Origin of the sequence: Streptomyces sp. NPDC005181 (assembly GCF_040608395.1) — a bacterium.
In the GTDB taxonomy this organism is placed as follows: Bacteria; Actinomycetota; Actinomycetes; order Streptomycetales; family Streptomycetaceae; genus Streptomyces.
The window spans coordinates 36,774-60,006 of record NZ_JBEXID010000032.1 but is presented as its reverse complement, the minus strand read 5'-3'; the positions used below and the strand labels follow the sequence as shown (position 1 = coordinate 60,006).

The 23,233-nt window shown below is 71.8% G+C and carries 19 protein-coding genes and 1 pseudogene; 12 read left to right on the top strand and 8 right to left on the bottom strand.

What is annotated here, in order from left to right; translation table 11 throughout:
* Window positions 1–25: 25 nt before the first annotated feature.
* The 3 genes from ABZV38_RS21320 to ABZV38_RS21310 all read right to left on the bottom strand — a co-directional run bounded on the left by ABZV38_RS21320 (window position 26) and on the right by ABZV38_RS21310 (window position 3,263).
* Window positions 26–988 (bottom strand): hypothetical protein, encoded by a 963-nt coding sequence (locus tag ABZV38_RS21320; RefSeq protein WP_356329161.1) that lies wholly within the window; start codon window positions 986–988, stop codon window positions 26–28.
* A 101-nt stretch (window positions 989–1,089) separates the two neighbouring features.
* The gene (locus tag ABZV38_RS21315) at window positions 1,090–2,112 is read right to left on the bottom strand and encodes an alcohol dehydrogenase catalytic domain-containing protein (protein ID WP_356329159.1); all 1,023 of its coding nucleotides are present in this window, start codon (window positions 2,110–2,112) and stop codon (window positions 1,090–1,092) included.
* Window positions 2,109–3,263, bottom strand: coding sequence for a mandelate racemase/muconate lactonizing enzyme family protein (locus ABZV38_RS21310; RefSeq protein WP_356329157.1), 1,155 nt, complete (start codon window positions 3,261–3,263; stop codon window positions 2,109–2,111). The genes ABZV38_RS21315 and ABZV38_RS21310 overlap by 4 nt, the downstream gene beginning before the upstream one ends.
* Window positions 3,264–3,531: 268 nt before the next feature.
* Between ABZV38_RS21310 and ABZV38_RS21305 the strand changes: the two genes are divergently transcribed.
* Entirely contained in the window at window positions 3,532–4,842 is a 1,311-nt protein-coding gene (locus ABZV38_RS21305; protein ID WP_356329156.1) for an aminotransferase class I/II-fold pyridoxal phosphate-dependent enzyme, read from the top strand.
* A 95-nt stretch (window positions 4,843–4,937) separates the two neighbouring features.
* Complete coding sequence (locus ABZV38_RS21300) at window positions 4,938–6,017, top strand: MBL fold metallo-hydrolase (RefSeq protein WP_356329155.1); 1,080 nt, start codon at window positions 4,938–4,940, stop codon at window positions 6,015–6,017.
* On the opposite strand, the gene ABZV38_RS21295 is transcribed toward ABZV38_RS21300, so the two are convergent.
* From ABZV38_RS21295 to ABZV38_RS21280, 4 genes and pseudogenes are all read right to left on the bottom strand, one after another.
* The gene (locus ABZV38_RS21295; protein ID WP_356329153.1) at window positions 6,007–6,627 is read right to left on the bottom strand and encodes a VTT domain-containing protein; all 621 of its coding nucleotides are present in this window, start codon (window positions 6,625–6,627) and stop codon (window positions 6,007–6,009) included. The two genes, ABZV38_RS21300 and ABZV38_RS21295, sit on opposite strands and share 11 nt — an antisense overlap.
* Window positions 6,624–7,406, bottom strand: coding sequence for an MBL fold metallo-hydrolase (locus ABZV38_RS21290; protein WP_356329151.1), 783 nt, complete (start codon window positions 7,404–7,406; stop codon window positions 6,624–6,626). Before ABZV38_RS21290 ends, ABZV38_RS21295 begins: the two co-directional genes overlap by 4 nt.
* A gap of 116 nt (window positions 7,407–7,522) precedes the next feature.
* Entirely contained in the window at window positions 7,523–8,422 is a 900-nt protein-coding gene (locus tag ABZV38_RS21285; protein ID WP_356329149.1) for a helix-turn-helix domain-containing protein, read from the bottom strand.
* A 265-nt stretch (window positions 8,423–8,687) separates the two neighbouring features.
* Window positions 8,688–8,945: pseudogene (locus ABZV38_RS21280) on the bottom strand (PucR family transcriptional regulator ligand-binding domain-containing protein); the annotation flags it as partial.
* Window positions 8,946–9,108: 163 nt separating this feature from the next.
* Between ABZV38_RS21280 and ABZV38_RS21275 the strand changes: the two are divergent.
* From ABZV38_RS21275 to ABZV38_RS21230, 10 genes are all read left to right on the top strand, one after another.
* A complete protein-coding gene (locus tag ABZV38_RS21275) occupies window positions 9,109–10,647 on the top strand; it encodes a cytosine permease (RefSeq protein WP_356329148.1) in 1,539 nt (512 codons plus the stop codon).
* A gap of 32 nt (window positions 10,648–10,679) precedes the next feature.
* Window positions 10,680–11,090, top strand: a complete 411-nt coding sequence (locus ABZV38_RS21270; protein WP_356329147.1) for a nuclear transport factor 2 family protein — start codon at window positions 10,680–10,682, stop codon at window positions 11,088–11,090.
* A gap of 90 nt (window positions 11,091–11,180) precedes the next feature.
* Entirely contained in the window at window positions 11,181–12,620 is a 1,440-nt protein-coding gene (locus tag ABZV38_RS21265; RefSeq protein WP_356329145.1) for a gamma-aminobutyraldehyde dehydrogenase, read from the top strand.
* Between the two features lie 154 nt (window positions 12,621–12,774).
* Window positions 12,775–13,179, top strand: a complete 405-nt coding sequence (locus tag ABZV38_RS21260) for a hypothetical protein (protein ID WP_356329143.1) — start codon at window positions 12,775–12,777, stop codon at window positions 13,177–13,179.
* Window positions 13,180–13,273: 94 nt separating this feature from the next.
* A complete protein-coding gene (locus ABZV38_RS21255; RefSeq protein ID WP_356329141.1) occupies window positions 13,274–15,400 on the top strand; it encodes a phage holin family protein in 2,127 nt (708 codons plus the stop codon).
* A gap of 27 nt (window positions 15,401–15,427) precedes the next feature.
* A complete protein-coding gene (ligA, locus tag ABZV38_RS21250) occupies window positions 15,428–17,542 on the top strand; it encodes an NAD-dependent DNA ligase LigA (RefSeq protein WP_356329140.1) in 2,115 nt (704 codons plus the stop codon).
* 184 nt (window positions 17,543–17,726) lie between these two features.
* Window positions 17,727–18,551 carry a rod shape-determining protein gene (locus ABZV38_RS21245; RefSeq protein WP_356329138.1) on the top strand — a complete coding sequence of 275 codons (825 nt, stop codon included), beginning with the start codon at window positions 17,727–17,729 and terminating at the stop codon, window positions 18,549–18,551.
* Between the two features lie 113 nt (window positions 18,552–18,664).
* Entirely contained in the window at window positions 18,665–19,141 is a 477-nt protein-coding gene (locus ABZV38_RS21240) for a hypothetical protein (protein WP_356329136.1), read from the top strand.
* A 51-nt stretch (window positions 19,142–19,192) separates the two neighbouring features.
* The gene (gene secD / locus ABZV38_RS21235) at window positions 19,193–21,496 is read left to right on the top strand and encodes a protein translocase subunit SecD (RefSeq protein WP_356329135.1); all 2,304 of its coding nucleotides are present in this window, start codon (window positions 19,193–19,195) and stop codon (window positions 21,494–21,496) included.
* A 132-nt stretch (window positions 21,497–21,628) separates the two neighbouring features.
* Complete coding sequence (locus tag ABZV38_RS21230; RefSeq protein ID WP_356329133.1) at window positions 21,629–22,372, top strand: YoaK family protein; 744 nt, start codon at window positions 21,629–21,631, stop codon at window positions 22,370–22,372.
* 35 nt (window positions 22,373–22,407) lie between these two features.
* Here the strand turns inward: ABZV38_RS21230 and ABZV38_RS21225 are convergent, their stop codons facing one another.
* Window positions 22,408–23,217 (bottom strand): helix-turn-helix transcriptional regulator, encoded by an 810-nt coding sequence (locus tag ABZV38_RS21225; protein ID WP_356329131.1) that lies wholly within the window; start codon window positions 23,215–23,217, stop codon window positions 22,408–22,410.
* Window positions 23,218–23,233: the final 16 nt, after the last annotated feature.

The following is a 23,233-nucleotide window of genomic DNA, read 5'->3' as shown; positions in this document are numbered from 1 at the left end:
GCGAGGAACTCGGCCCCGCCGCGCGCTACTCGCTCGTGAAGCGGCGCAGTGGGCCAGGAAGCCGGGAGCCGAGCGGCGACATGTTTCCGCCGGCTCCGTGCCGGGCCAGCAGATCGAGGGCCAGCCGCCCCCGACGTACCCGCTCGCGGGCCGTGTCCAGCGCGACATCACGCAGATGCGCGCCGTACGGATAGATGCCGGGCGCCCTGGACAGACCGAACTTGAGATAGATCGGGGCGCCGCGACGGATCAACTCGGCCGCCTCATACATCCGCACATAGCCGCCCAGGTCGTCCGGCGCCTCGATGTACAGGTCCATCGGTGCGCCCGATACCCGTCGGATCTCCGTGAAATGAGCAAGCGTCAGGTCGGACGGGATGTTGATCGAGTCGGCGCCGAGCCGCTCGTGGACTGCGTACGAGGCCGGGTTCACCGGCCCGACGAGCGCCGAGACCTTGAAGGTCGTATCGGCGGGCAGTATGCCCCGCGCACGCAGCCGGTGCAGCGTCCAGAGCACCCCTTCGTCGGCCACGAGCAGACATTTGACGCCCAGCCCGGAGGCCCGCAGGGCGTCTTCGACGCAGCCGGCCAGCGCGTCATGGCCACGGGCGCGCAGCCCCGCCCCGCCCGAGTCGGTACGGGTGGAGGCGCCCGTGTCCCAGCTTCCGCGCGGTCCGGTGAACAGGCAGAGTTCGACGCCGCGTTCGGCGCAGCCCTCGACCATCTCGGTGATCTCGGCGTCGCTGAGCATCCAGATGCCGCTGCCCTGACTGATCCGATGGACCGGCACATCGAGCCGGGAGGACTCCTTGAGGACGACAGAGAGGGCTTCCGGGCCTTCGACGGACGGGACCTCGGTCCGCCAGGTGCCACCGTCGGGGAAGGCGTACGGGGAGGCGTCGGCCGGATCGGCAGCGGGCACGCCCAGCCCGAGCGCGGTGAGCGCGGGTTCACCGGGGCGACGGGCGGGGGAGTCGGGCGAGGTCATGAGCGACCTTTCGTGTTCGAGATATCGGACGAAGTTCGGGTGGGCGGGTGTGGGGGTAAATGGGTGCGCGGTGTGGGGAGAGCGGTGGGGCCGTCGGGTCCCTACGGGCGCAGCAGCACCTTGCCCGTCCCGGGGCCGCCGCCGCCGACCAGCGCCACGGCATCCGCGAACCGCTCCAGCGGGAACTCGTGCGTGATCAGCGCCGCCGGATCCAGCAGCCCGGCCGTGAACGCCCGCACCGCATAGGACCAGGCCGCCGACGACGCCCCGAACACGCTGCGCACGGTGAGCTGGCTCAGCGACAGATGCACCGGATCGATACCGGCGGCACCCGGCGCGAACATGCCCGTGAGCACCACCCGGCCGCCGCGCCGCGCCAGCAGGCACGCGGCGGCGGCGGTGGACGGCGCGCCCGCCGTCTCCACGACCAGGTCGTAGCGGGCGTGCACCTCGGTGGCCTCCTTCGGGGTGCGGGCCTCGCTCGCCCCGAACGTCAGGGCCTGGCGCGCCCGTTCCTCCCGTGGGTCGATCACCGTCAGCTCGCCGGGCGACATGGCGGAGAGCAGCTGTACGGCGAGCAGCCCGAGCGTTCCCGCGCCCAAGACGGCGATGCGCTCACCCGGTTCGGGTGCCCCGGCCCGTACGGCCGCGGCGACCACCGCAGCCGGTTCCAGCAGGGCGGCGGCCCGCAGATCCGCGTCATCGGCCAACGGGTGCAACAGCCGTGCGGGGACTACGACATGGTCGGCGAATGCCCCGGGCCGGGTGAACCCCGTCTCGTCGTACGCCGCTGTGCACAGCGACGTCTCCCCGCTCCGGCACCGTTCGCACCTGCCGCAGGACCGGAAGCCCTCGGCGACCGTACGGCGGCCGAGCAACGCCGGATCGACGCCTGCGCCCAGGGCGTCGACCACCCCGGACCATTCGTGGCCGGGCACCACCGGGTAGCGGACATAGGCGGGGTCGCGATGCCCGTCGTACACCTCGCGATCGCTCATGCAGATCCCGGCCGCGGCGACCCGCACCCGGACCTCACCGGGACCGGGCTCGGGAACGGAACCGGTGGTCAGCCGGTGCTCGCCGGGCCGCTCGATCGTGACCGACCGCGTGTGGGCGCTGCTCACTTGGGCTGCCTCCTCTCCCAGCCGTCCGCCCACAGGTCGAACCGGGCCTGCTGCTGCGGGAATTCGGCCGCCGCGTCCACGTCGAGCTCCACGCCGAGACCCGGGGCGTGGGAGAGCTCGAAGCAGCCGGTGGCGGGGTCCACCTGCGGGGCCCCCTTGACGACCTTCTTGATGTCGGCGTCCGCGAAGTCGTTGAAGTGTTCGAGAATCTTGAAGTTGGGTGTGCAACCCGCGAGTTGGAGAGTGGCTGCGGTCAGCACCGAGCCGCCCACATTGTGCGGTGCGATCAGCGTGTAGTGGGTCTCGGCGGTCGCGGCGAGCTTGCGGGTCTCCAGGATGCCGCCGATGTGTCCGACGTCCGGCTGGATGATGTCGGCCGCCTGCGACTCGAAGAGCTCACGGAACTCGATCCGGTCATGAATTCGTTCACCGGTCGCGATCGGCAGATCGACCTTGTCGGCGACCTTGCTCAGCGCCTTGAGGTTCTCCGGCGGCACCGGTTCCTCCAGCCAGGCCGGCCGGAACGGCGCCATCTCGTGGGCGATCCGTACGGCGGTCGCCGGGCTGAACCGGCCGTGCATCTCCAGCATCAGCTCGGTGTCGGGGCCGATGGCGTCCCGCACGGCCTCGATCAGCGACACCGCGTACCGGGTCTCCTGCTGACCCAGCTCGAAGTGGCCGGTCCCGAACGGGTCGATCTTCAGGGCGCGGTAGCCGCGCTCGACGACTGCCCGGGCCGCCTTGTGGTACGCCTCCGGGGTGCGCTCGGTCGTGTACCAGCCGTTCGCGTACGCCTTGACCCGGTCGGTGACCTTTCCGCCGAGCAGCTGCCAGACGGGGACGCCGAGCGCCTTGCCCTTGATGTCCCAGCAGGCCATCTCGACGACCGCGATGCCGGACATCACGATCTCTCCGGCCCGCCCGTAGTCGCCGTACTTCATCCGGCGTACGAGGTCCTCCACGGCGAACGGGTCGGAACCGGCGATGTGATTGGCCTCCGCCTCGCGCAGGTAGCCGAGCAGTGCGTCGGTGCGGCCGAGCATCCGGGTCTCGCCGACACCGGTGAGACCTTCGTCCGTATGGACCTGGACGTAGGTGAGGTTGCGCCAGGGGGTGCCGACGACATGTGTGCTGATTCCGGTGATGCGCACGGGAGTTGCCCCTCGACGTGTTCGATATTTCGTCACTCGTTCGAAATTCTGGCGTGACCGTAATGACGCGGCGGGCCGAGTGTCAATGGGGCCGTCGGGTCCCGGTGCCGTTCCCGGTCGTGAGAGTGCTCCCGGCCGGACGGTCCGGCCGGGACACCCGGGGCGGCCCGTGTGTCGCTCTGCCGGGCGGGCGGTGTCGCTCAAACCTCCGTATAAAGGGCCCTGAGGACGAGACAGGGTGACGGGACGGCAGCGAAGGAGGCCCGGGATGGCGCGGGAGCGGGCCGGGCAGGGCGGGCAGGGCGGCCAGGGCGGGCAGGACAGGGATGCGGGACCGGCCGGGGGTGACGCCGGGCGGGCCGCCGCTCGGACCCTTCGGGAGGACCGCGGGCCCGTTCGGTACGGGCCGCCCGCGCCCGATCCCGGGCTGCCCGTGCTGCGGGAACTGGCCGACGTGCTCGCCGCCGCGGCCGGGCGCAGCGAGACCGAACCGACCGGCGGCGGTGAGGCGCTGCGCGAGGCGGCCGCCGCCTACTGGACCCGGCGCGGACTGCGCTGCGGACCGCAGGACATCGCCGCCGCCCCCGGCGCCTCACCCCTGCTGCTCGCGCTGATCGCCGCACACGGCGGCGATGTCCTCATGCCGCGCCCCTGCCCCGCCACCTGGATCCCGCAGGCCCGGCTGCTGGGCCGGCCCGCCTACCATGTGCCGACCCCGGCCGAGTGCGGTGGCGTGCCCGATCCGTACGCGCTCCTCGAGACCGTACGCAGAGTGCGCGCCGAGGGCGGCAGACCCCGGCTCCTGCTGATCTCCGTCGTCGACGACCCGACGGCCACGGTGGCCCCGCCGGAGCTCGTGCGCGAGGCGTGCGAGGCCGCGGTCGCCGAGGGGATGCACATTGTCAGCGACGAGACCTGGCGCGACACCCTGCACCGGCCGCACGACACCGTCCTGCTCAGCCCCGCCGAGATGTGCCCCGAGGACGTCACCGTCGTCTGTGATCTGGCCGGTGCGCTGACCCCGTCCACCTGGCCGGTCGCGGTCGCCAGATTCCCGGGCACCGAACGCGCGGCGGCGCGCCACGCCCGTACCCTCGACATCCTCACCGCGCTCGGCGCCCACGTCGTGGGCCCGGTCGCAGCCGCGGCCGCCCATGCGCTGCGCGAACCGGAGCCCGTCACGGCCCGGGTCCGCCGGGCTGCCGAGCTGCAGGCGCAGGTCGCGGCCGCGGCCCACCGGGCGGTGCTCGCCTCGGGGGCGCTGGCCAGACCCCCGCAGGCCGGCCGTCACCTCTACGCCGACCTCGGCCCTCTCCGGTCCCGGCTCGCCACCCGCGGTGTCACGGACTCCCTGGAACTGGAGGAGTACCTCACCGAACGCCTCGGCGCGCCCGCCCCGGGAGGCCACCGCTTCGGCGACGAACTGGGTGCGCTGCGGGTGCGGCTGGGTACCGGACCACTGCTGGGCTCGACCCCGGAGCAGCAGATGGAGTCCCTCACTGCGGTGGAGCCCCTTGAATTGCCGCATGTCGCCCGAGCGCTGAGCATTTTCGCAACAGCTCTCGGCGAACTCCGCTGACGACGGCGTATCCGATGGCCTGTGCGGCGACGCACACGCGGCGACGCACCCGCGATGCCCTACTCGACGACGCACTCCGAGACGGGAGTCCTTCGATGACGGAACGGACCGAGCGCTCCCTCGCCGGGCCTGCGCGCCCGGCTCCCCTCGGCCGGATCGTGTCACCACGCCCCCTCGGCGAGGTGCGGGTCTGGCCGGACACGTTCGCCGACCGGCTCACCGCCCCGCTCCCGAGTGTCAGGGGCATGACGAAACTCGCCCGTGAGCGCGCCGTGCGGCCCAGCGCGGAGGGGCTGGGCGGCATCCACCGGCTGCCGTACGCCCCCGAACCGCTACCCGCTGCCGACGCGGGTTCGACCACCGTGACCTGGGTCGGACATGCCAGCTGGATCGTCCGGACCGGCGGGCTGACCATCCTCACCGACCCTGTCTGGTCCCGCCGTATCTTCGGCACACCTGCCAGGATCACGCCCGTCGGCGTCCGCTGGGAGGATCTGCCGACCGTCGACGCGGTGGTCATCAGCCACAACCACTACGACCATCTGGACGCCCCCACCCTGCGCAGACTGCCTGAGGACACCCCGCTGTTCGTCCCCGCGGGACTCGGTCGCTGGTTCCGTCGCCGCCGCTTCTCCTGCGTCACCGAGCTCGACTGGTGGGAATCGGCGGTGCTGAACGGCGTCCGCTTCGATTTCGTGCCCTCCCACCACTGGTCCAAGCGGACCCTCACCGACACCTGCCGCTCCCTGTGGGGCGGCTGGATCATCAACGGCATCGGCGGTGGCGACGGGCAGCGGGTCTACTTCGCCGGGGACAGCGGCTACGGGCACTGGTTCACGGAGATCGGCCGCCGCCACCCCGGGATCGATCTGGCCCTGCTGCCGATCGGGGCGTACGAACCGCGCTGGTGGCTCGGCGACGTACACACCGATCCGGAGGAGGCCGTGCAGGCGTACGAGGATCTCGGAGCCCGCGCGATGGCGCCGATGCACTGGGCGACGTTCCTGCTCTCCGCAGAGCCGGTACTCGAACCGCTCATCCGGGTCCGTACCGCCTGGCAGCTGGCCGGCCACCCGCGTGAACACCTCTGGGACCTGCCGATCGGTGGCACCCGGGTGCTGCACGGGGCCCGCACCCCGCACCCACCGCAGGCGCCGCGCGGTATCAGTGGCTGAACCGGGCCCGCGCCCTGCGCCACACCGCGGGCGCCCCGCTGATCAGCAGCGTCAGTCCGACCGCCGCGACCACGCCCTGCCACGGCTCGGGGAACAGCGAACCGCCCAGAATGCCGATCAGCTGATACGTCGCCGCCCACGCCAGGCAGGCCGGCACATCCCCCCGGGCGAACCGGCGCATCGGCATCCGGCCCAGCAGACACGCCAGCATCACCGGAATCCGTCCGGCCGGCACCAGCCGCGACAGCACGAGCACCACCGAACCGTGCTCGTCCAGCTTCGCCTGCGCCTGCGCCAGCCGCTCCGGCGCCGCCCGGCCGCTGATCGCCTGCAGCCACTTCGAACCGTTCCTGGAGCCCACCCCGCGCTGCCCCAGCCAGTACAGACAGATGTCTCCGAGGAACGCCGCCGACGACGCCACCGCGAACACCACCAGCAGCGCGAACGGGTCCGTCTGATGGAACGCCACCACGGCCGCCGAACTCACCAGTGCCCCGGTCGGCACCACCGGCACCAGAGCACCCAGTGCCACCAGCAGGAACAGGGACGGATAGCCGACGGCCTGCTGCGTCGACTCAGGGGGCAGCTGCCCCACGACCTCCTGGATCACCTGGCGGCCTCCGGCCGCACATGCTCCCCGTGGGCCAGCCGGTGCACTGTCACGTCCGGTGCCAGCAGAGCCGCCTGACGAACGAACTCGTCACCCGGTGAGTGGAACTCGTGGGGCCGGACCCCGTCCATTCCGATCGGCCAGTACGTGCCGTAGTGCACCGGCACGGCCGAGCGCGGCGCCAGCCGGGCCAGGGCCTGGGCTGCGCGGCCCGCGTCCAGATGGCTGTGGCCGAGATACGGGCCCCAGCCGCCGACCGGCAGCAGCGCCACATCCACCGGGCCGACCGCCTCCGCCATCTCGTCGAACAGCCCGGTGTCCCCGGCGAAGTACGTGCGCGCCTCGCCCTCGACGACATAGCCCAGCGCGGGCGAGCGGTGCGGGCCCACCGGCAGCCGCCGCCCGTCGTGGTGTGCGGGGACGGCCCGTATCCGCACGCTCCCGACCCGCACCTCGTCCCCGACTGCCACCTCGGTGATCCGCAGCCCGCGCACCCGGCGCAGCATCCGCAGCCCCGGTACGGAACGGACGGCGCCGAGCGGCACGATCAGCCTGCTGCCGGGGGCGAGGCGGGCCAGCGAGGGCAGATGCAGATGGTCGGAGTGCAGATGGGAGATGAGGACGACATCGGCGACGGTGGCCTCGGGACCCGGGAGTGCGCCGCGGCGGCGGCGCAGGTGGGCGAGGCGGCGTACGAAGAGGGGGTCGGTCAGGACACGGACTCCGGAGTCCTCGATGGTGCAGGTGGCATGACCCCACCAAGTGACTTCCACCGGCACCGTCTGCCTCCTCGCCCGTGGTTCTCGCTGTCCGGCCCTGGCCATGAGCGTAATGCCGGAGCGGGGCAGGGGGCCCGGGTACGTCCGGCTGCCGCTGTGCCCGGCGACAGGAGATCTCAGTCCGTGAGCCCCAGCGCCCCCGCCGCCTGGATCGCCAGCCAGACCTCCGCCAGCGCTCCCGTCGACGCCAGATCGCGGTCGGTCAGCGCGCCGAATCTGCGCAGCCGGTAGGCGAGGGTGTTCGGGTGGATGTGGAGGGCGGCAGCCGCCGTCTCCGTGCGGCGGTCGCGCTCCATCCAGGTGCGGGCGGAGACCAGCAGCTGCGAGTCGTGCGCCTCGTCGTAACGCAGCACCGCACCGAGGACATGCTCGACCAGCGCCGTCAGCATCGCCGGGTCGTCGGGAAGCCAGCGGCCCATCGAATCGTCCCCGTAACGGATCACCGGGCGGCCCGACTCGACGGCCTTGGAGACCGCCCAGAGCGCCTCGCGCTGCGCCACCCGCAGCGCGGCGCCCGGCAGGAACGGGCGGCTCATCCCCGCCGCCACGTCCGGCAGCTCACCGATCCGGTCGGCCAGCTGCGGCGCGCCCAGCACATAGCGGTCCTCGCCCCAGGTGAGCAGGAGATGCGGATGGTCCTCGAGACACCGCAGGAGTGCCTCGTCCGTGGTCCGCCGGACCACGATCAGCACGGTGTCGCCCTCGATCGCGTGCCGGGCGAGCCTGCGCCGTGCCGCTTCCGGATCGAGGACCTCCTGCAGCAGCTCGGCGAGGGTCTCTGCGCCCTCCCGGCGCAGCGTCTCGCGTTCGTTGCGGACCATCGCCACCCGCAGCGCCGCCACCGTGGCGATGTGCTGGACGACGGCGAGCCCGGCCGGCTGGGCGCCCTCCCGTTCGTACGCGACGAGGAACCCCGCCGGCCCGCCGGGCGCCGGCACGGGCAGCACGAACCCGCCGGGCACGGTCGGCGGGGCATCGACGGAGGCGGGCAGGACGCCCGGATCGGGCACGGGCACGCCGGGCAGCAGGGGGCGCCCCTGCGGCGTACAGAGGTAGACGTCGTAACCCGAGAGGCGTACAGAGGTAGACGTCGTAACCCGAGAGGCGTTCGAGGCGGCGCAGCAGCGTAGGCGTGTCGAGGTCCTCGGCGACCAGCCAGCGCAGTGAACCGAAGACCTGCAGCTGGGCGCCGAGCCGGTGCCGGGCATCCTCCTGGACCGACGCGGCGACCTCCTGGGACACCGCGATGAACGGGACGGCGAGCGGCACCTCGAGGACCGGGACGGCCCGCTCCTCGGCCGCGCGGAAGAAGGCGTCGTGCAAGGGGGGCATGTGCAGCTGTGCCGAGAGGGCCAGCGCGGACACCCCGGCGTCGTCGAGCCGCTCCAGATACGCGCGCTGTCCGGCGGCGTTGCGCGGGATCGCCAGGCCCGTCGTCATGATCACCTCGGCGCCGAGCAACCAAGGCGTCGGATCGGCCAGTTCGCTCGCGTGCGCCCAGGAGACCGAGCGGCCCAGACCGCTGCTGCCCGCCTTCACGGTGAGCTGGAGCGCGGGGTAGGAAAGAAGATCCTCAACGGTGAGTTTGTCGCTGGCCACAGACAACAGCGCATCCCTTTGTGACTTTCACAATTGCCGCGGACGGTCCGGGACCACAGACTGAGGGATCAGTCCCCGCGTATGAACAGTAGGTGGAGCGTCCGTGACTTCCTCGATCACCGAAGTCGAGACCAACGGGGTCGAGCGGATACCCGAAGCGGACCGCACCGCCCGTCCCCTCGACCTCTTCCGGCTCGCCTTCGGCGGCGCCAACACCTTCGCCACCTGTGTGCTCGGTGCGTTCCCCATCCTGTTCGGGCTCTCCTTCTGGCAGGGCCTGGCGGCGACCGTGCTGGGTCTGCTCGTCGGCGCCCTGCTGCTCGCCCCGATGGCGCTCTTCGGCCCGGCCAACGGCACCAACAACGCCGTCTCCTCCTCCGCCCACCTGGGCGTGCACGGCAGGATCGTCGGCTCGTTCCTCTCGCTGCTCACCGCGGTCGCGTTCTTCTCGATCTCCGTGTGGTCCTCCGGTGACGCACTCGTCGGCGGAGCCCACCGACTCGCCGGTCTCCCCGAGTCCGATGCGAGCTACGGCGTCGCCTACGCGATCTTCGCCGGGCTGGTGCTCGTCGTCTGTGTCTACGGCTTCCGGTTCATGCTGCTGGTCAACAAGATCGCGGTCATCGCGGCCTCGGCGCTCTTCGTCCTCGGCGCCTTTGCCTTCGCCGGAGACTTCGACCCGGGGTACGCGGGAGCCTTCGCTTCGACCGCCGACCCGCTCTTCTGGCCGGCCTTCATCGGCTCCGCGCTGATCGTCCTGTCCAACCCGGTCTCGTTCGGCGCCTTCCTCGGCGACTGGTCCCGCTACATCCCGACCGCTACGCCGCGCCGCCGGGTCATGGGCGCCGCGTTCCTGGCCCAGATCGCCACCCTGCTGCCGTTCCTCTTCGGCCTGGCCACCGCCTCGATCATCGCCGCCAAGGCCGCGAAGTACGTGGACCCGGCCGCCCCCAACTACGTCGGCGGACTGCTCGCCATCTCGCCCGGCTGGTACTTCCTGCCGCTCTGCCTGATCGCCCTGATCGGTGGCCTCTCCACCGGCACGACCGCGCTGTACGGCACCGGGCTCGACGTCTCCAGCGTGTTCACGCGCTTCAGCCGGGTCCAGTCGACGTTCTTCATCGGGGCCCTGTCGATCGCCTTCATCTTCGTCGGCCGGTTCGCGCTCAACCTCGCGCAGTCCATCTCCACCTTCGCCACCCTGATCATCACGTGCACGGCCCCGTGGATGATCGTCATGGCTCTCGGCTACCTCACCCGGCGCGGCTGGTACGACGCGGACGCCCTCCAGGTCTTCAACCGCCGCCAGACTGGTGGACGCTACTGGTTCAACCACGGCTGGAACTGGCGCGGCATGTCCACCTGGGTCATCTCCGCCGTCGTGGCGCTGCTCTTCACCAACCTGCCCGGTCAGTTCGTCGGCCCGCTCGGCAACCTTGCGAACGGCGCGGACATCTCCCTGCCGGTCGGCCTCGCCCTGGCAGCCGTGCTGTACCTCACCCTGCTCACCGTGTTCCCGGAGCCGCGCGGGGTGTACGGGCCGGGCGGACCCCGGTTCGTCCGGGCGTCGGACACCGAGGTCCCGCCGATCACCGGCGGTACGGACGAGCCTCTCGCCGCCGAACCCGCCGCCGCTCACTGAGCGCCCGCCCCACCCGTAACCAGGAGCCACCCATGAGCACGCCCGAGAGCACCCCCGTCCAGGAGATCCAGGCCGCCGCCGATGCGCTCGTCGCCGCCTTCGCCGAGGGGCGCCTCGACGACTACTTCGGTGCCTTCGCCCCCGATGCCACCTTCGTCTTCCACTCCACGCCGCAGCGGCTCGCCTCCACGGCCGAGTACCGCGCGCTGTGGCAGCAGTGGGTGGACGAGGACGACTTCCGGATCCTGGGCTGCACCTCCACGGGACAGCTGATCCAGCACCTCGGCTCCACCGCCGTCTTCAGCCACGACGTCGAGACCAGGATCGCAGCCCGGGCCGGTGAGGAGACCGTCCACGAGCGGGAGACGATCGTCTTCGCCCGCGCCGAGGACGGCAGCTGGCCCGCCGTCCACGAGCACCTGTCCGCCCGTACCGCGTGCTGACGGCACCGCCCGGCCAGACGTTCGCCCGCACCACCGGGTGACCACGAGCACCACCCGTACCGCCGACCGACCACGAGAGAGACCGGTTCCATGAGCACCACGTTCCGCAATTACATCGACGGCGCCTTCGCCGACGCCTCGGACGGCCGCACGCTCGATGTCGTGGACCCCAGCACCGGCGATGTCTATGCCACCTCCCCGCTCTCCGGTGCCGCGGACGTCGACGCGGCGATGGCGGCCGCCGCTGCCGCGTTCCCCGTCTGGCGCGACACCACCCCCTCCGTACGCCAGCTGGCCCTGCTGAAGATCGCCGACGCGATGGAGGCGCGGGCCGACGAGCTGGTGGCGGCGGAGAGCCGGGACACCGGCAAGCCGCTCCACCTCACCCGCAGCGAGGAACTGGCCCCGGCCATCGACCAGGTCCGTTTCTTCGCGGGTGCGGCGCGGATGCTCGAAGGCCGCTCGGCCGGCGAGTACATGGAGGGGATGACCTCGATCATTCGCCGCGAGCCCGTCGGTGTCTGTGCACAGGTCGCGCCGTGGAACTACCCGCTGCTGATGGCGGTCTGGAAGTTCGCCCCGGCGCTTGCGGCGGGCAACGCCGTGGTCCTCAAGCCCTCGGACACCACCCCGGCCTCCACCGTGCTGATCGCCGAGATCATCGGCGGCGTACTGGAGGCGCTGGAGCTGCCCCGCGGCATCTTCAACGTCATCTGCGGCGACCGTGAGACCGGCCGGCTGATGGTCGAGCACCCGACTCCGGCGATGGCCTCCATCACCGGTTCCGTCCGGGCCGGCATCCAGGTCGCGCAGAGCGCGGCCAAGGACGTCAAGCGGGTCCACCTGGAGCTCGGCGGCAAGGCCCCGGCCGTCGTCTTCGAGGACGCGGACCTGGAGAAGGCGGTCGAGGACCTGATCGTCGGCGGCTTCTTCAATGCGGGCCAGGACTGTACGGCCGCGACCCGCGTCCTCGTCCACGAGTCGGTCCACGACGAGTTCGTCGCCGCGCTCGCCAAGGCCGCCGCCGACACGAAGACGGGGCAGCCGGACGACGAGGACGTGCTGTACGGCCCGCTCAACAACGCCAACCAGCTGAAGCAGGTCAGCGGCTTCATCGAGCGGCTCCCGGAGCACGCCAGGGTCGAGGCGGGCGGCCACCGGGTCGGCGACAAGGGCTACTTCTACGCCCCGACCGTCGTCTCCGGCCTGCGCCAGGACGACGAGATCATCCAGAACGAGGTCTTCGGCCCCGTCATGACCGTCCAGTCGTTCACCGACGAGGCCCAGGCGGTCGCGTACGCCAACGGCGTCGACTACGCCCTCGCCTCCTCCGTATGGACCAAGGACCACGCGCGCGCGATGCGGATGTCCAAGAACCTCGACTTCGGCTGCGTGTGGATCAACACGCACATGGCGCTCGTCGCCGAGATGCCGCACGGCGGCTACAAGCAGTCGGGCTACGGCAAGGACCTCTCCGCTTACGGCTTCGAGGACTACACGCGCATCAAGCACGTCATGACGTCGCTCTGACGCCCGCCCCTCCCGCGCCCCCGCTCCGGGTTTCCCCCGGCACGGGGGCGGCGGCGCGCTCCCGTCCGTACGCCTCCCGTCCTGACATGCGCCTTTTTGTACGGGAGTCGGAGAGGTAGGGTCGCCGGTACGCCTAGCACGGGGGGGAACGCCCATGGGGGACGTACGGGTGGCGGCCATCGCCAGTCTCACGCCGCTCGAAGAACTCGACAGCGACCCGTTCCTCGTGGACACCCGCAGCCAGCACGCCATGTGCGCCCAGTGGGCCGCCGACAAGGGCTATGTCGTCACGCGGCAACTGCGGTTCTACGGTCTGCGCCCCGACCACCATGCACTGTGGGCGGATGTCGAGGGCGGCGACATCGAACTGTTCGTGGCCCCCAACGACCGGGTGCTCGCCCGGGCACTGACGTCGGTGCCGCAGTTCGCCGCGGAGTGCGAGCGGCGTGGCGTACGGCTGGAGTTCGCCGGTCTCGACGAGCCGTCGTACAGCAGCCGCACGAAGGCGAGTGTGCACCGCAGGCTCTCCATGCCGACCGCCGGATACGACGGCTGCTGACCGCCGCCCGGAGCTCCGCGCCGTACGGGCCTCCTGTGAAAGGCTGGGACCGGGCCCCCAGCGGCAGGGCCCGGACGTGTGAGGTGGGAACGGCGTGAGTGACGGGCGATGGCGAACGGCCGGCAGCGCCCTCATGCGAGTGATCGTGGTGTGGGCCGTCTCGACCCTCACCATGCTGGTACTCGCCGGGATTCTGCCCGACTTCCAGCTCCAGTCCGACAACGGTGACAGCATCACCAGGATCGCGTTCACGGCAGCCTGGGGCGCGGGCGCGTTCGGTCTGCTCTCCGCGCTGGTCTGGCCGGCGCTCGTACGGGCGCTGCTCATCGTGCCCGCCCTGGTCCTCGGGATGCTGGTCTTCTTCCTCAACGGCTCGCTGCTGCTGCTCGCCCTGCGGCTCACCCCGGACGGCCGCGGCGTCGCCAACCCCGAGACCGCGGTCGTCGTCGCCGCCGTGATGTCCGCCGTGGCCTCCGCGACGTCCACCGCGCTCGCCGTCCGCGACGACAACGCCTACCGCCGCAGACTCTCGCGCCTCGCCGACCGGCGCCGCCGGCGCACCGGCACGGGCAGCGGCGAGGACGGCGGCCGCAGCGGTCCGCCCGGAACAGTCTTCATCCAGCTCGACGGAGTCGGCCACGACGTCCTTGCGCAGGCCGCCGCCGACGGTCTGATGCCCACCGTCGCGCACTGGCTCGGCGACCGGTCGAGCCACCGGCTCACCCCGTGGCGCACCGACTGGTCCAGCCAGACCGGCGCCAGCCAGCTGGGCATTCTGCACGGCAGCAACTACGACATCCCCGCCTTCCGCTGGTACGAGAAGGAGACCGGCGACGTCATGGTCTCCAGCAGACCCGCGAGCGCCCTCGAACTGCAGCGGCGCGCCATCGTGCGCACCCATGACGGCGGGCTGCTGACCCTCGACGGCGCCAGCCGCGGCAATCTCTTCAGCGGCGGCGCCGACCAGCTCGCGCTCGTGCTGTCGATGGCCGCGAGGCGCGGCAAGGGGCGCCGCTCACGGGCCGGTTACTTCGCCTACTTCTCCGACCCGGCCAACGCCGTCCGTACCGCGCTGTCGTTCGTCGCCGAAGTCGTGCGGGAGATCGTCCAGTCGACCCGGGCACGGCTACGGAAGGACACGCCCCGGATCAAGCGCGGCGGGCTCTACCCCTTCATCCGCGCCTTCGCGACGGTCGTCGAACGCGATGTGGTGGTTGCCGCGGTCATCGGCGACATGTTCGCCGGACGCACTGCCGTCTATGCCGACCTGGTCGCGTACGACGAAGTGGCGCACCACTCCGGGCCGCACAGCCGTGACGCGGAGAAGGTCCTGGCACGGCTGGACCGTTCGCTCGCCCTGATCGTCAAGGTCGCCGAACACACCCCGCGCATCTACCGGATCGTGCTGCTCTCCGACCACGGACAGAGCCCGGGGGAGACCTTCGAGGGGGTGTACGGGCTGACGCTCAAGGACCTGGTACGGGCGGGCTGCGGGCTGCCCGTACCGCGCCGGGCGCGGCATACGAAGAGCGCCTCGGAGGCGCGTGACGCGGTACGGATCGCCCTGCACCGGCCCGTCGACGAGGGCGCGGCGGAACACACCGGAACCCCGTCCGACCCGATTGTCCTGGCCTCCGGCAACCTCGGCCTGATCTCCTTCCCCGACATCGACGGACGCGCGGCCCGCGAACAGCTCGACCGCCGACACCCCGCGCTGCTCGGCACCCTCGCCGACCATCCCGGCATCGGCTTCCTGCTGGTGCGCAGCGAGCGGCACGGATCGGTCGTGCTGGGGCGTGGCGGCGCCGAGGTCCCGGTGTCGGAACTGAAGGACGGGGAAGGCCCGCTGGCCCCGTTCGGCCCGGGCGCGGCGGCCGCGGTGCGGCGCACCGACACCTTCCCGCACGTCGCCGATGTGATGATCAACTCGATGTACGACCCGGACACGGGGTGTGTGCATGCCTTCGAGGAACAGATCGGCTCGCACGGCGGGCTGGGGGGCCGGCAGTCGCGGCCGTTCCTGCTCTGGCCCCGATCCCTGTCGGATCCGGTGGCTTCTCACGCATCGGCGGAGCCGGACACGGAGTTGGTGGGGGCCGAGCAGGTGCACGAGGTACTGCGGCGCTGGCTGCGGGAGTGCTCCGGGCCGCAGATACCGCTGACATCCGACGGTGCGGATGAAGCCGACGAGGCGGACGGGACGGGGCAGAAGGCCGGCTGAGGGGCATTGTCAGTGGTGGGCGGCAGGATGGGGGCCATGACGAACTCAGCCGTTGTGCTCGCCGATGCCGCCGCCTACGCCGCCGCGGTCGAAGACGCCTCGGCGGCCGCCGCCGCGTACTACGCCACGGGCGAGAGCACGCTCGACGACGACGCGTACGACCGGCTGGTGCGCGGGATCGCCGGGTACGAGGAGGCGCATCCGCAGGACGTGCTGGCCGCCTCGCCGACCGGCAAGGTCGCCGGCGGCGCCGCGGGCGGGGACGTGCCGCACACGGTGCCGATGCTCTCCCTGGACAATGTGTTCTCCGCCGAGCAGTTCGTCACCTGGACGGCGTCCCTGGAGCGCCGGATCGGCAGACCGGTGGCCGCCTGGTCGGTGGAGCCGAAGCTCGACGGACTCGCGGTCGCCGCCCGCTACCGGTCGGGCCGGCTGGAGCGCCTGATCACCCGGGGCGACGGCACCGCGGGAGAGGACGTGTCGCACGCGATCGGCACCGTCGTCGGGCTTCCGGAACAGCTCGGCGAGCCGGTGACGATCGAGCTGCGCGGCGAGATCCTGATGACGAACGAGCAGTTCGAACAGGCCAACACCGTGCGCACCGAGCACGGCGGCGCCCCCTTCGCCAATCCGAGGAACGGCGCGGCGGGCACCCTCCGGGCCAAGGACCGCCCCTACACGGTCGAGATGACGTTCTTCGCGTACGGTGCCCTGCCGCTGCCCGAGTCCGGTGAGCTGACCGGCACTCTGGCCGAACTCCCGCACAGCGAGATCCTGGAGTACGTCGCCGGGCTCGGCGTGCACACCGCGGCGGACACGGACGTGGCGCCGCGCACCGTCACCACCGTCGAGGAGGTACTGGCCCGGGTCGAGGGAGTCGCCGCGCTGCGCGCCTCGTTGCCGTTCGGCATCGACGGCATCGTGATCAAGGCGGATCTCGCGGCCGACCAGCGCGAGGCCGGTTCGGGGACCCGGGCGCCGCGCTGGGCCATCGCGTACAAGCTCCCGGCCGTCGAGAAGGTCACCCGGCTCCTCGGCGTGGAGTGGAACGTCGGCAGGACCGGCATCATCGCGCCGCGCGCCGTCCTGGAGCCGGTCGAGATCGACGGATCGACCGTCAGCTACGCCACGCTGCACAACCCGGCCGACATCACCCGCCGCGATCTCCGCCTGGGCGACCGGGTGATGGTCTACAAGGCGGGCGACATCATCCCCCGCATCGAAGCACCCGTCGCCCATCTGCGGACCGGTGACGAGAAGCCGATCGTCTTCCCGGAGGCCTGCCCGCAGTGCGGCTCCGAGATCGACGCCAGTGAGCAGCGCTGGCGTTGTGTCCGGGGCCGGGACTGCCGGCTGGTCGCCTCCATCTCGTACGCGGCGGGACGCGACCAGCTCGACATCGAAGGGCTCGGTGCGACCCGGGTCGTCCAGCTCGTCGACGCCGGTTTGGTCGCCGACTTCGCCGATCTCTTCACGCTGGAGCGCGAGCAGCTGCTGGGCCTGGAGCGGATGGGCGAGACCAGCACCGACAATCTGCTGGCCGCCATCGAGACGGCGCGCACCCGGCCGCTCTCCCGGGTCTTCTGCGCGCTGGGGGTACGGGGCACCGGGCGTTCCATGTCGCGGCGGATCGCCCGCTACTTCGCGACCATGGACCGGATCCGGGCCGCCGATGCCGATGCGCTCCAGCAGGTCGACGGCATCGGCACGGAGAAGGCCGCGGCCGTGGTCGCGGAGCTGGTGGAGCTCGCCCCGCTGATCGAGAAGCTGGTCGCCGCCCAGGTCAACATGGCCGAGCCCGGTGCGACGCCGCCGCCGGAGCCCGGCGCGGAGACCCCGGATGCGGCCGCTGTCCCCGCGGACGGCGAGGCGGCGGCCGAACGGCCGTTGAACGGGATGACGGTGGTGGTCACCGGAGCCATGACCGGGGCGCTGGAGAAGCTCTCGCGGAACCAGATGAACGAGCTGATCGAGCGGGCCGGCGGGAAGTCCTCGTCCAGCGTCTCCAAGCGCACCACGCTGCTGGTTGCCGGGGAGAAGGCCGGGTCCAAGCGCACCAAGGCGGCGGATCTCGGTGTACGGATCGCCGCACCGGACGAGTTCGCCGAGCTGATCGCCGAGTTCCTGCCGTCGGAGGTGTGAGGGGTGGAACACTCGGGCGCCCGTCCGTGCGGGTGGACGGACGGGCACGCCGATCCCTTGGATTTTACCTAAGAGTGGCTTTCTTTGCCTTCCTATTGCATAGTGAGGGCTCGGTCGTGCCTCGCTATCAGCGGGTCGACGTGTGTGTGAACGGCTGCTGCGGCAAGCCGGGGGATGAGGGACGGTGCATTCTCCGCACGACGGACGGCGACACGGCCGGTCCATCCGCAAGGGATACCGCGGTGTCACCCGCGGACTCGCCCTCGACCTCGGCAGTTCTCGCACCCGTGCCTGGATCCCCGGACTCGGCACGGTCACCGACGCCGAGTCCATTGGCGATCCCGAGGGTGGGCCCGGTCACGGCCGTCCGGTCCGGCGCGGGCGCATCGTCGACCCCGAGTCCTGCGGCCGGATGCTCAGCCGCATCGCCGACACGGCTCTGGGCGCCGACCGGAGCGAGACCCTGATCGTCCTCAGCCACCCGGTCCTCGCCGGGCCCGAACACCGGGCCGAGGTGCGGGAGATGCTCGCCGCACTCGGGCCGACGCGCATCATCGTGCTGGACAGCGCCAGAGCCGCCGCCGCATACGCCGGACCGCAGGACGGCGGTCCGCTGCTCGTCGTCGACATCGGGGCCGAGCTGACCGAAGTCACCCTCCTGGTCGACGGAATGGTCCGTGACGCCCACCAGGCCGAGACCGGGCTCAGTGACTTCGGACCCGCCGAGCCGCCCACCGCCGTCGTCCGCACCGCACTGGACATGATCATGGAGATGTGGCAGCAGGACCGGCACGGCGCGGTCCTCGGAGCCCTGCGCAAGGGGCCGCTGCTCGCCGGAGGCGGTGCGCTGCGCCCCGACATCACCCACCGGATCGCGGTCCGCCTCGGGGTTCCGGTGCGGCTCGCCGACGACCCGGCCACCACGGTGGTCCGCGGAGCGGGACTGATCCTCAGTTCCGCGCTCCGGCACGCCGGCGCGGCGCCGGCCCTGCCCGGCCCGGCGAGGTGACCGCCTTCCCGGGGCCGTCCCCGGGGAAGACACCCCCGAGAGGGCGACCGGACAGCCCGGTCCGCCGTACGGCACGCCGAGGGCGCGCGACGGCGGCCCGTCAGGCCCTGGTCGTGCTCCTGCTCGTCGTGCTCACCGTCGTCGGCGGCGCGTCCGCAGCCGTCGCGGCCGCCGGAGGCGTCACCCCGCCAGGCTCCGTGTCCGGTGCTGCGTCCGCCGCCGCGCACGCGCCCGCCGCCCCGACGCCCGCCCAGCGCACCGACCGGACCGCCCGCCCCGGCCACCCGCACGACACCCGGCGGACCCGCACGGCCACGGCGACCGGCCACGACCGCGCAGGTCTCCCGGCCGTTCCCCGCCCCTGGGTCGCCGGCGACCACATCCGCATCCAGCACCAGCTCCCGCCGCCCGGCCCCGGCGGCGCCCTGTTGCCGGGTTCGCTCGGCATCCCGGTACCGCTTCCCGCTCGGCAACAGGCCCCGGACGTCCCCTCCTTCGCAGCCGACTGCTTCCGCATGGCGCTCCCCGGCGTGCGCGGCCCTCCGTGGACGGACCGTTTCCTCGGCCACCGTTCTGCTCGACAGATCTGACGGCGCGTCCTCGCCGAGGTGAGGGCGGCCGGCGTCCCTCGGAGGATTTCCATGACTCGCGCCACCACGGTGCGAGCGGTCCTGGCTGCGGCCGTGCTGCTCGTCTCCGTGCTCATCACGCTGACCATGTCACCCAGACTCGGCCTGGATCTTCAGGGCGGCACCAGGATGGTGCTCCAGGCCAAGGACTCCGCCACCACGAAGGCGGACCGGGAGAGCACCGACCGAACCCTTGAGGTGCTCCGCCGGCGCATCGACTCGCTCGGCGTCTCCGAACCGACCCTGACCCGGTCAGGAGAGGACCGGATCATCGTCGAACTGCCCGACGTCCAGGACCCGCGCAAGGCAGCCGAAGTCATCGGCAGGACCGCCCAGCTCAGCTTCCACGCCGTCCAGGGTCCCGGCACGGAACAGGAGAAGGACAAGGCCGCCGGGCTGACCCTGCCCGACGAGGAGGGCCGTCCCCTCGCCCTCGGCCCGGCCCGGCTCACCGGCGCGGGCGTCAAGGACGCCGGGGCCTCTTTCGACGCCCAGCAGGGCGCCGGCTGGTCCGTCGCCCTCGACTTCCACAAGGGCGCGGGCCGGGACTGGACCCGGCTGACCGGCGAAGCCGCCTGCCATCCCGCCCAGGACGAACGACGGCGGGTCGCGATCGTCCTCGACGACCAGGTCATCTCCTCCCCCCAGGTCGCCCCGTCCGTCGGCTGCAACGTGGGCCTCCCGTCCGGCTCCACGCAGATCACCGGCTCCTTCGGCGCCGACGAGGCCCGCGATCTCGCCCTGCTCATCAAGGGCGGTGCGCTGCCTCTCCCCGTCGAGATCGTCGAACAGCGGACCGTCGGCCCGACGCTCGGCGCCGCCGCCATCGACGCCAGCGCCCGGGCCGCCCTCATCGGCGCCGCCGCCACCGCCCTCTTCATCACGTTCGTCTACCGGCTCTTCGGCGCCCTCGCCGCGGTCGCCCTGGCCGCGTACGGAGTCATCTCGTACGCCGCGCTGGTCGCTCTCGGCGTCACCCTCACCCTCCCCGGACTCGCCGGATTCGTCCTCGCCATCGGGATGGCGGTCGACGCGAACGTGCTGGTCTTCGAACGCGCCAGAGAGGAGTACACGGCACGCCCCGGCCGCTCCGTGCGCTCCGCGATGACCGCCGGGTTCCGTAACGCCTGGAGCGCGGTCGCCGACTCCAACGTGACCACACTGATCGCGGCCGGTCTGCTCTTCTTCCTCGGCTCGGGACCGGTCAAGGGCTTCGGGGTCACGCTCGCCATCGGTGTGCTCGCGTCGATGTTCTCGGCGCTCGTCATCGCTCGCGCCCTCACCGAGATCGCGTCCCGCTCGCGGTTCGTCAGCGACTACCGGGGCGTCAACGGCATCGCACGCCCCGGACGCGTACGGACCTGGCTGGCCCGCCGTGATCCACAGCTGTTCCGGTCCCCCCGCCGCTGGCTGCTGATCTCGACGGCACTGATCGCCGTGGCGGTCCTCGGCATCGTCGTACGGGGTGTCAACCTGGGCGTGGAGTTCACCGGCGGCCGGCTCGTCGAGTACTCGACCAGCCGGCCCGTCGACGTGGAGACCGCTCGCACCGCCCTGGCCGGCGCGGGGTTCGGCGACGCCGAGGTCACCACGGCGGGCGCCGGCGACCTCTCCGTACGCACGGGAGAGCTCGACAACCACGAGGAGCATGCGCTGCGTGCCGCCCTTGCCGAGGAGGGCGGCCACACCACCAAGGTCCGCGACGAACTCATCGGCCCCAGCCTCGGCGACGAACTGCGGCGCAACGAGCTGATCGCGCTCGCCGTCGTCGTCCTCGTACAACTCGCGTATCTGGCAGCCCGGTTCCGCTGGACGTTCGCCCTGGCATCGGTCGCCGCGCTCGTCCACGACGTCATCCTGCTGGTCGGCGCGTTCGCCTGGCTCGGCCGCACCGTCGACGGCATCTTCCTGGCCGCGCTCCTCACCGTCATCGGCTACTCCGTCAATGACTCGGTGGTCGTCTTCGACCGGGTCCGCGAACTGTGGGCGAAGGCACGCCGCGTACCCGTGACGACCATCGCCAACCGTGCCGTCCTGCAGACCGTGCCCAGAACCGTCAACACCGGCATGGGCGCCCTCTTCATCCTGGCCGCCCTCGCCGTGCTGGGCGGCGACTCCCTCGCGGACTTCGCGCTCGCACTGCTCATCGGTATCTGCGTCGGCACGTACTCCTCCGTCCTGACTGCCGTACCGGTCGCACTCACCCTGGAGAAGAGCAGCAAGGCCCCGCCGCCCGCCCGCAAGCGCGCCCCCGGACGCACGTCGGGCGCCGGAGCGAAACGCCGGGACCCGCTCGACAACGGCGCGCGCGTATAACCGCTTCGCGCTCCCGCAGCGTGTGCCGCCCCCGCCCACCGGTGCGGAGGCGGCTCGCGCTGCGGCGGTCCTGCGTTCCGCGCCCCGATCACGGCACAATCCTGATTCCGTCCCGGTGATTGGAGCGTGCCCATGCCCGTCCTGCTGCGTGAGGCATGGGCCACCCTCGTACCGGACATGACGGACCGGCACGGGCCGCTCCCGCCGCTGATGCTCGCCCTGACCGTCGTCACCGGGCTGGTGGACGCCGTCAGCTATCTGCAACTCGGCCGGGTCTTCGTCGCGAACATGACCGGCAATGTGGTCTTCTCCGGGTTCGCGTTCGCCGGAGCCCCCGGCTTCTCGCTCGCCGCCTCGCTCGTCGCGCTCGGCGCCTTCGTCGCCGGGGCGCTGCTCGGCGGCCTGCTCGTGCACCACACCCACGCCCACCGGGGCCGGATGCTCCAGTGCGCGCTCCTCGCCGAGACCGGGTGCGTCGCGGCCGCCGTGATCGTCACGCAGGTGTCCGGCACCCCGTTCGTGGGAGGGGTCCGCTTCACCCTCATCGTGCTGCTGGCCCTGGGTCTCGGTGTGCAGAATGCCGTCTCCCGCTCGCTCGCGGTCCCCGATCTCACCACCACCGTGCTGACCCTCACCATCACGGGCATCGCCGCCGACAGCCGTCTCACCGGAGGAGCCGGCAACAAGGCCGGACGACGGGTGATCTCGGCCTGTGCCATGCTGCTCGGCGCCGTCGCCGGAGCCCTGGCCGTCCTGAACGGACACCCGACGCTGCCCCTGCTGCTCGCCGCGGTCATCCTGGCCGCTGCGAGCGTGACCGCGACCGTCCTGGCGCGCACCGACGCCCCCTGGACCCGCCCCCTCGCCAAGAAATGACACCCCTCGCCGGGGCTGCACGGGACGCCCGGCCGTCAGGAGGCGAGCGACCGCAGATACGAGGCGGTCTCCTGATCGGCGGGCAGGAACGTCTCGATCGCCAACTCGGCCACCGTCACATCCATCGGCGTATTGAACGTCGCGATGGAGGAGACGAACGACAGCACCCGCCCGTGGTGCTCGATCGCCAGCGGCAGCGCGAACGGCAGGGCCGAAGGCAGCCCTGTCGGCGCGTCCTGACCGTCGGCGCCCTCCGGTACCGGATAGCCGGCGACCTCTTCGTACAGTGCACGCAGGTCCGCCGAACGAGCCAGCGCGATCTGTCGCTCCATCTGCGCCAGCAGATCGGCCCGCCACGCCCGCAGATTGCGGATGCGCGGAGCCAGACCCTCCGGATGCAGCGTGAGCCGCATGGCGTTCAGCGGCGGGGCGAGCAGATGCTCCGCCACCCCTTCCAGCAGCATCGCGATACCCCGATTGGCCGCCACCACGGTGTAGGTGCCGTCGACGACGAGCGCCGGATACGGGTCGTATCCCTGCAACAGCTGTTCCATGCCGTCGCGCAGCGCGTCCATCGCAGGGTCGTCGAGCGAGGTCTCCGCGTAACGGGGCGCGTAACCGGCCACCACCAGCAGGGCGTTGCGTTCCCTGACCGGGATGTCGAGATGATCGGCCAGCCGCAGGATCATCTCCTCACTGGGACGCGAACGGCCCGTCTCGATGAAGGAGATGTGACGGGCCGCGGAGTCGGCGCGCAGCGCCAGCTCCAGCTGGCTGATCCGCCGCTGCTGACGCCAGCTGCGCAGCAGTGGCCCTACCCCCGTGTCAAGCGCGACAGTTGTCATACGGAGACCGTAACGT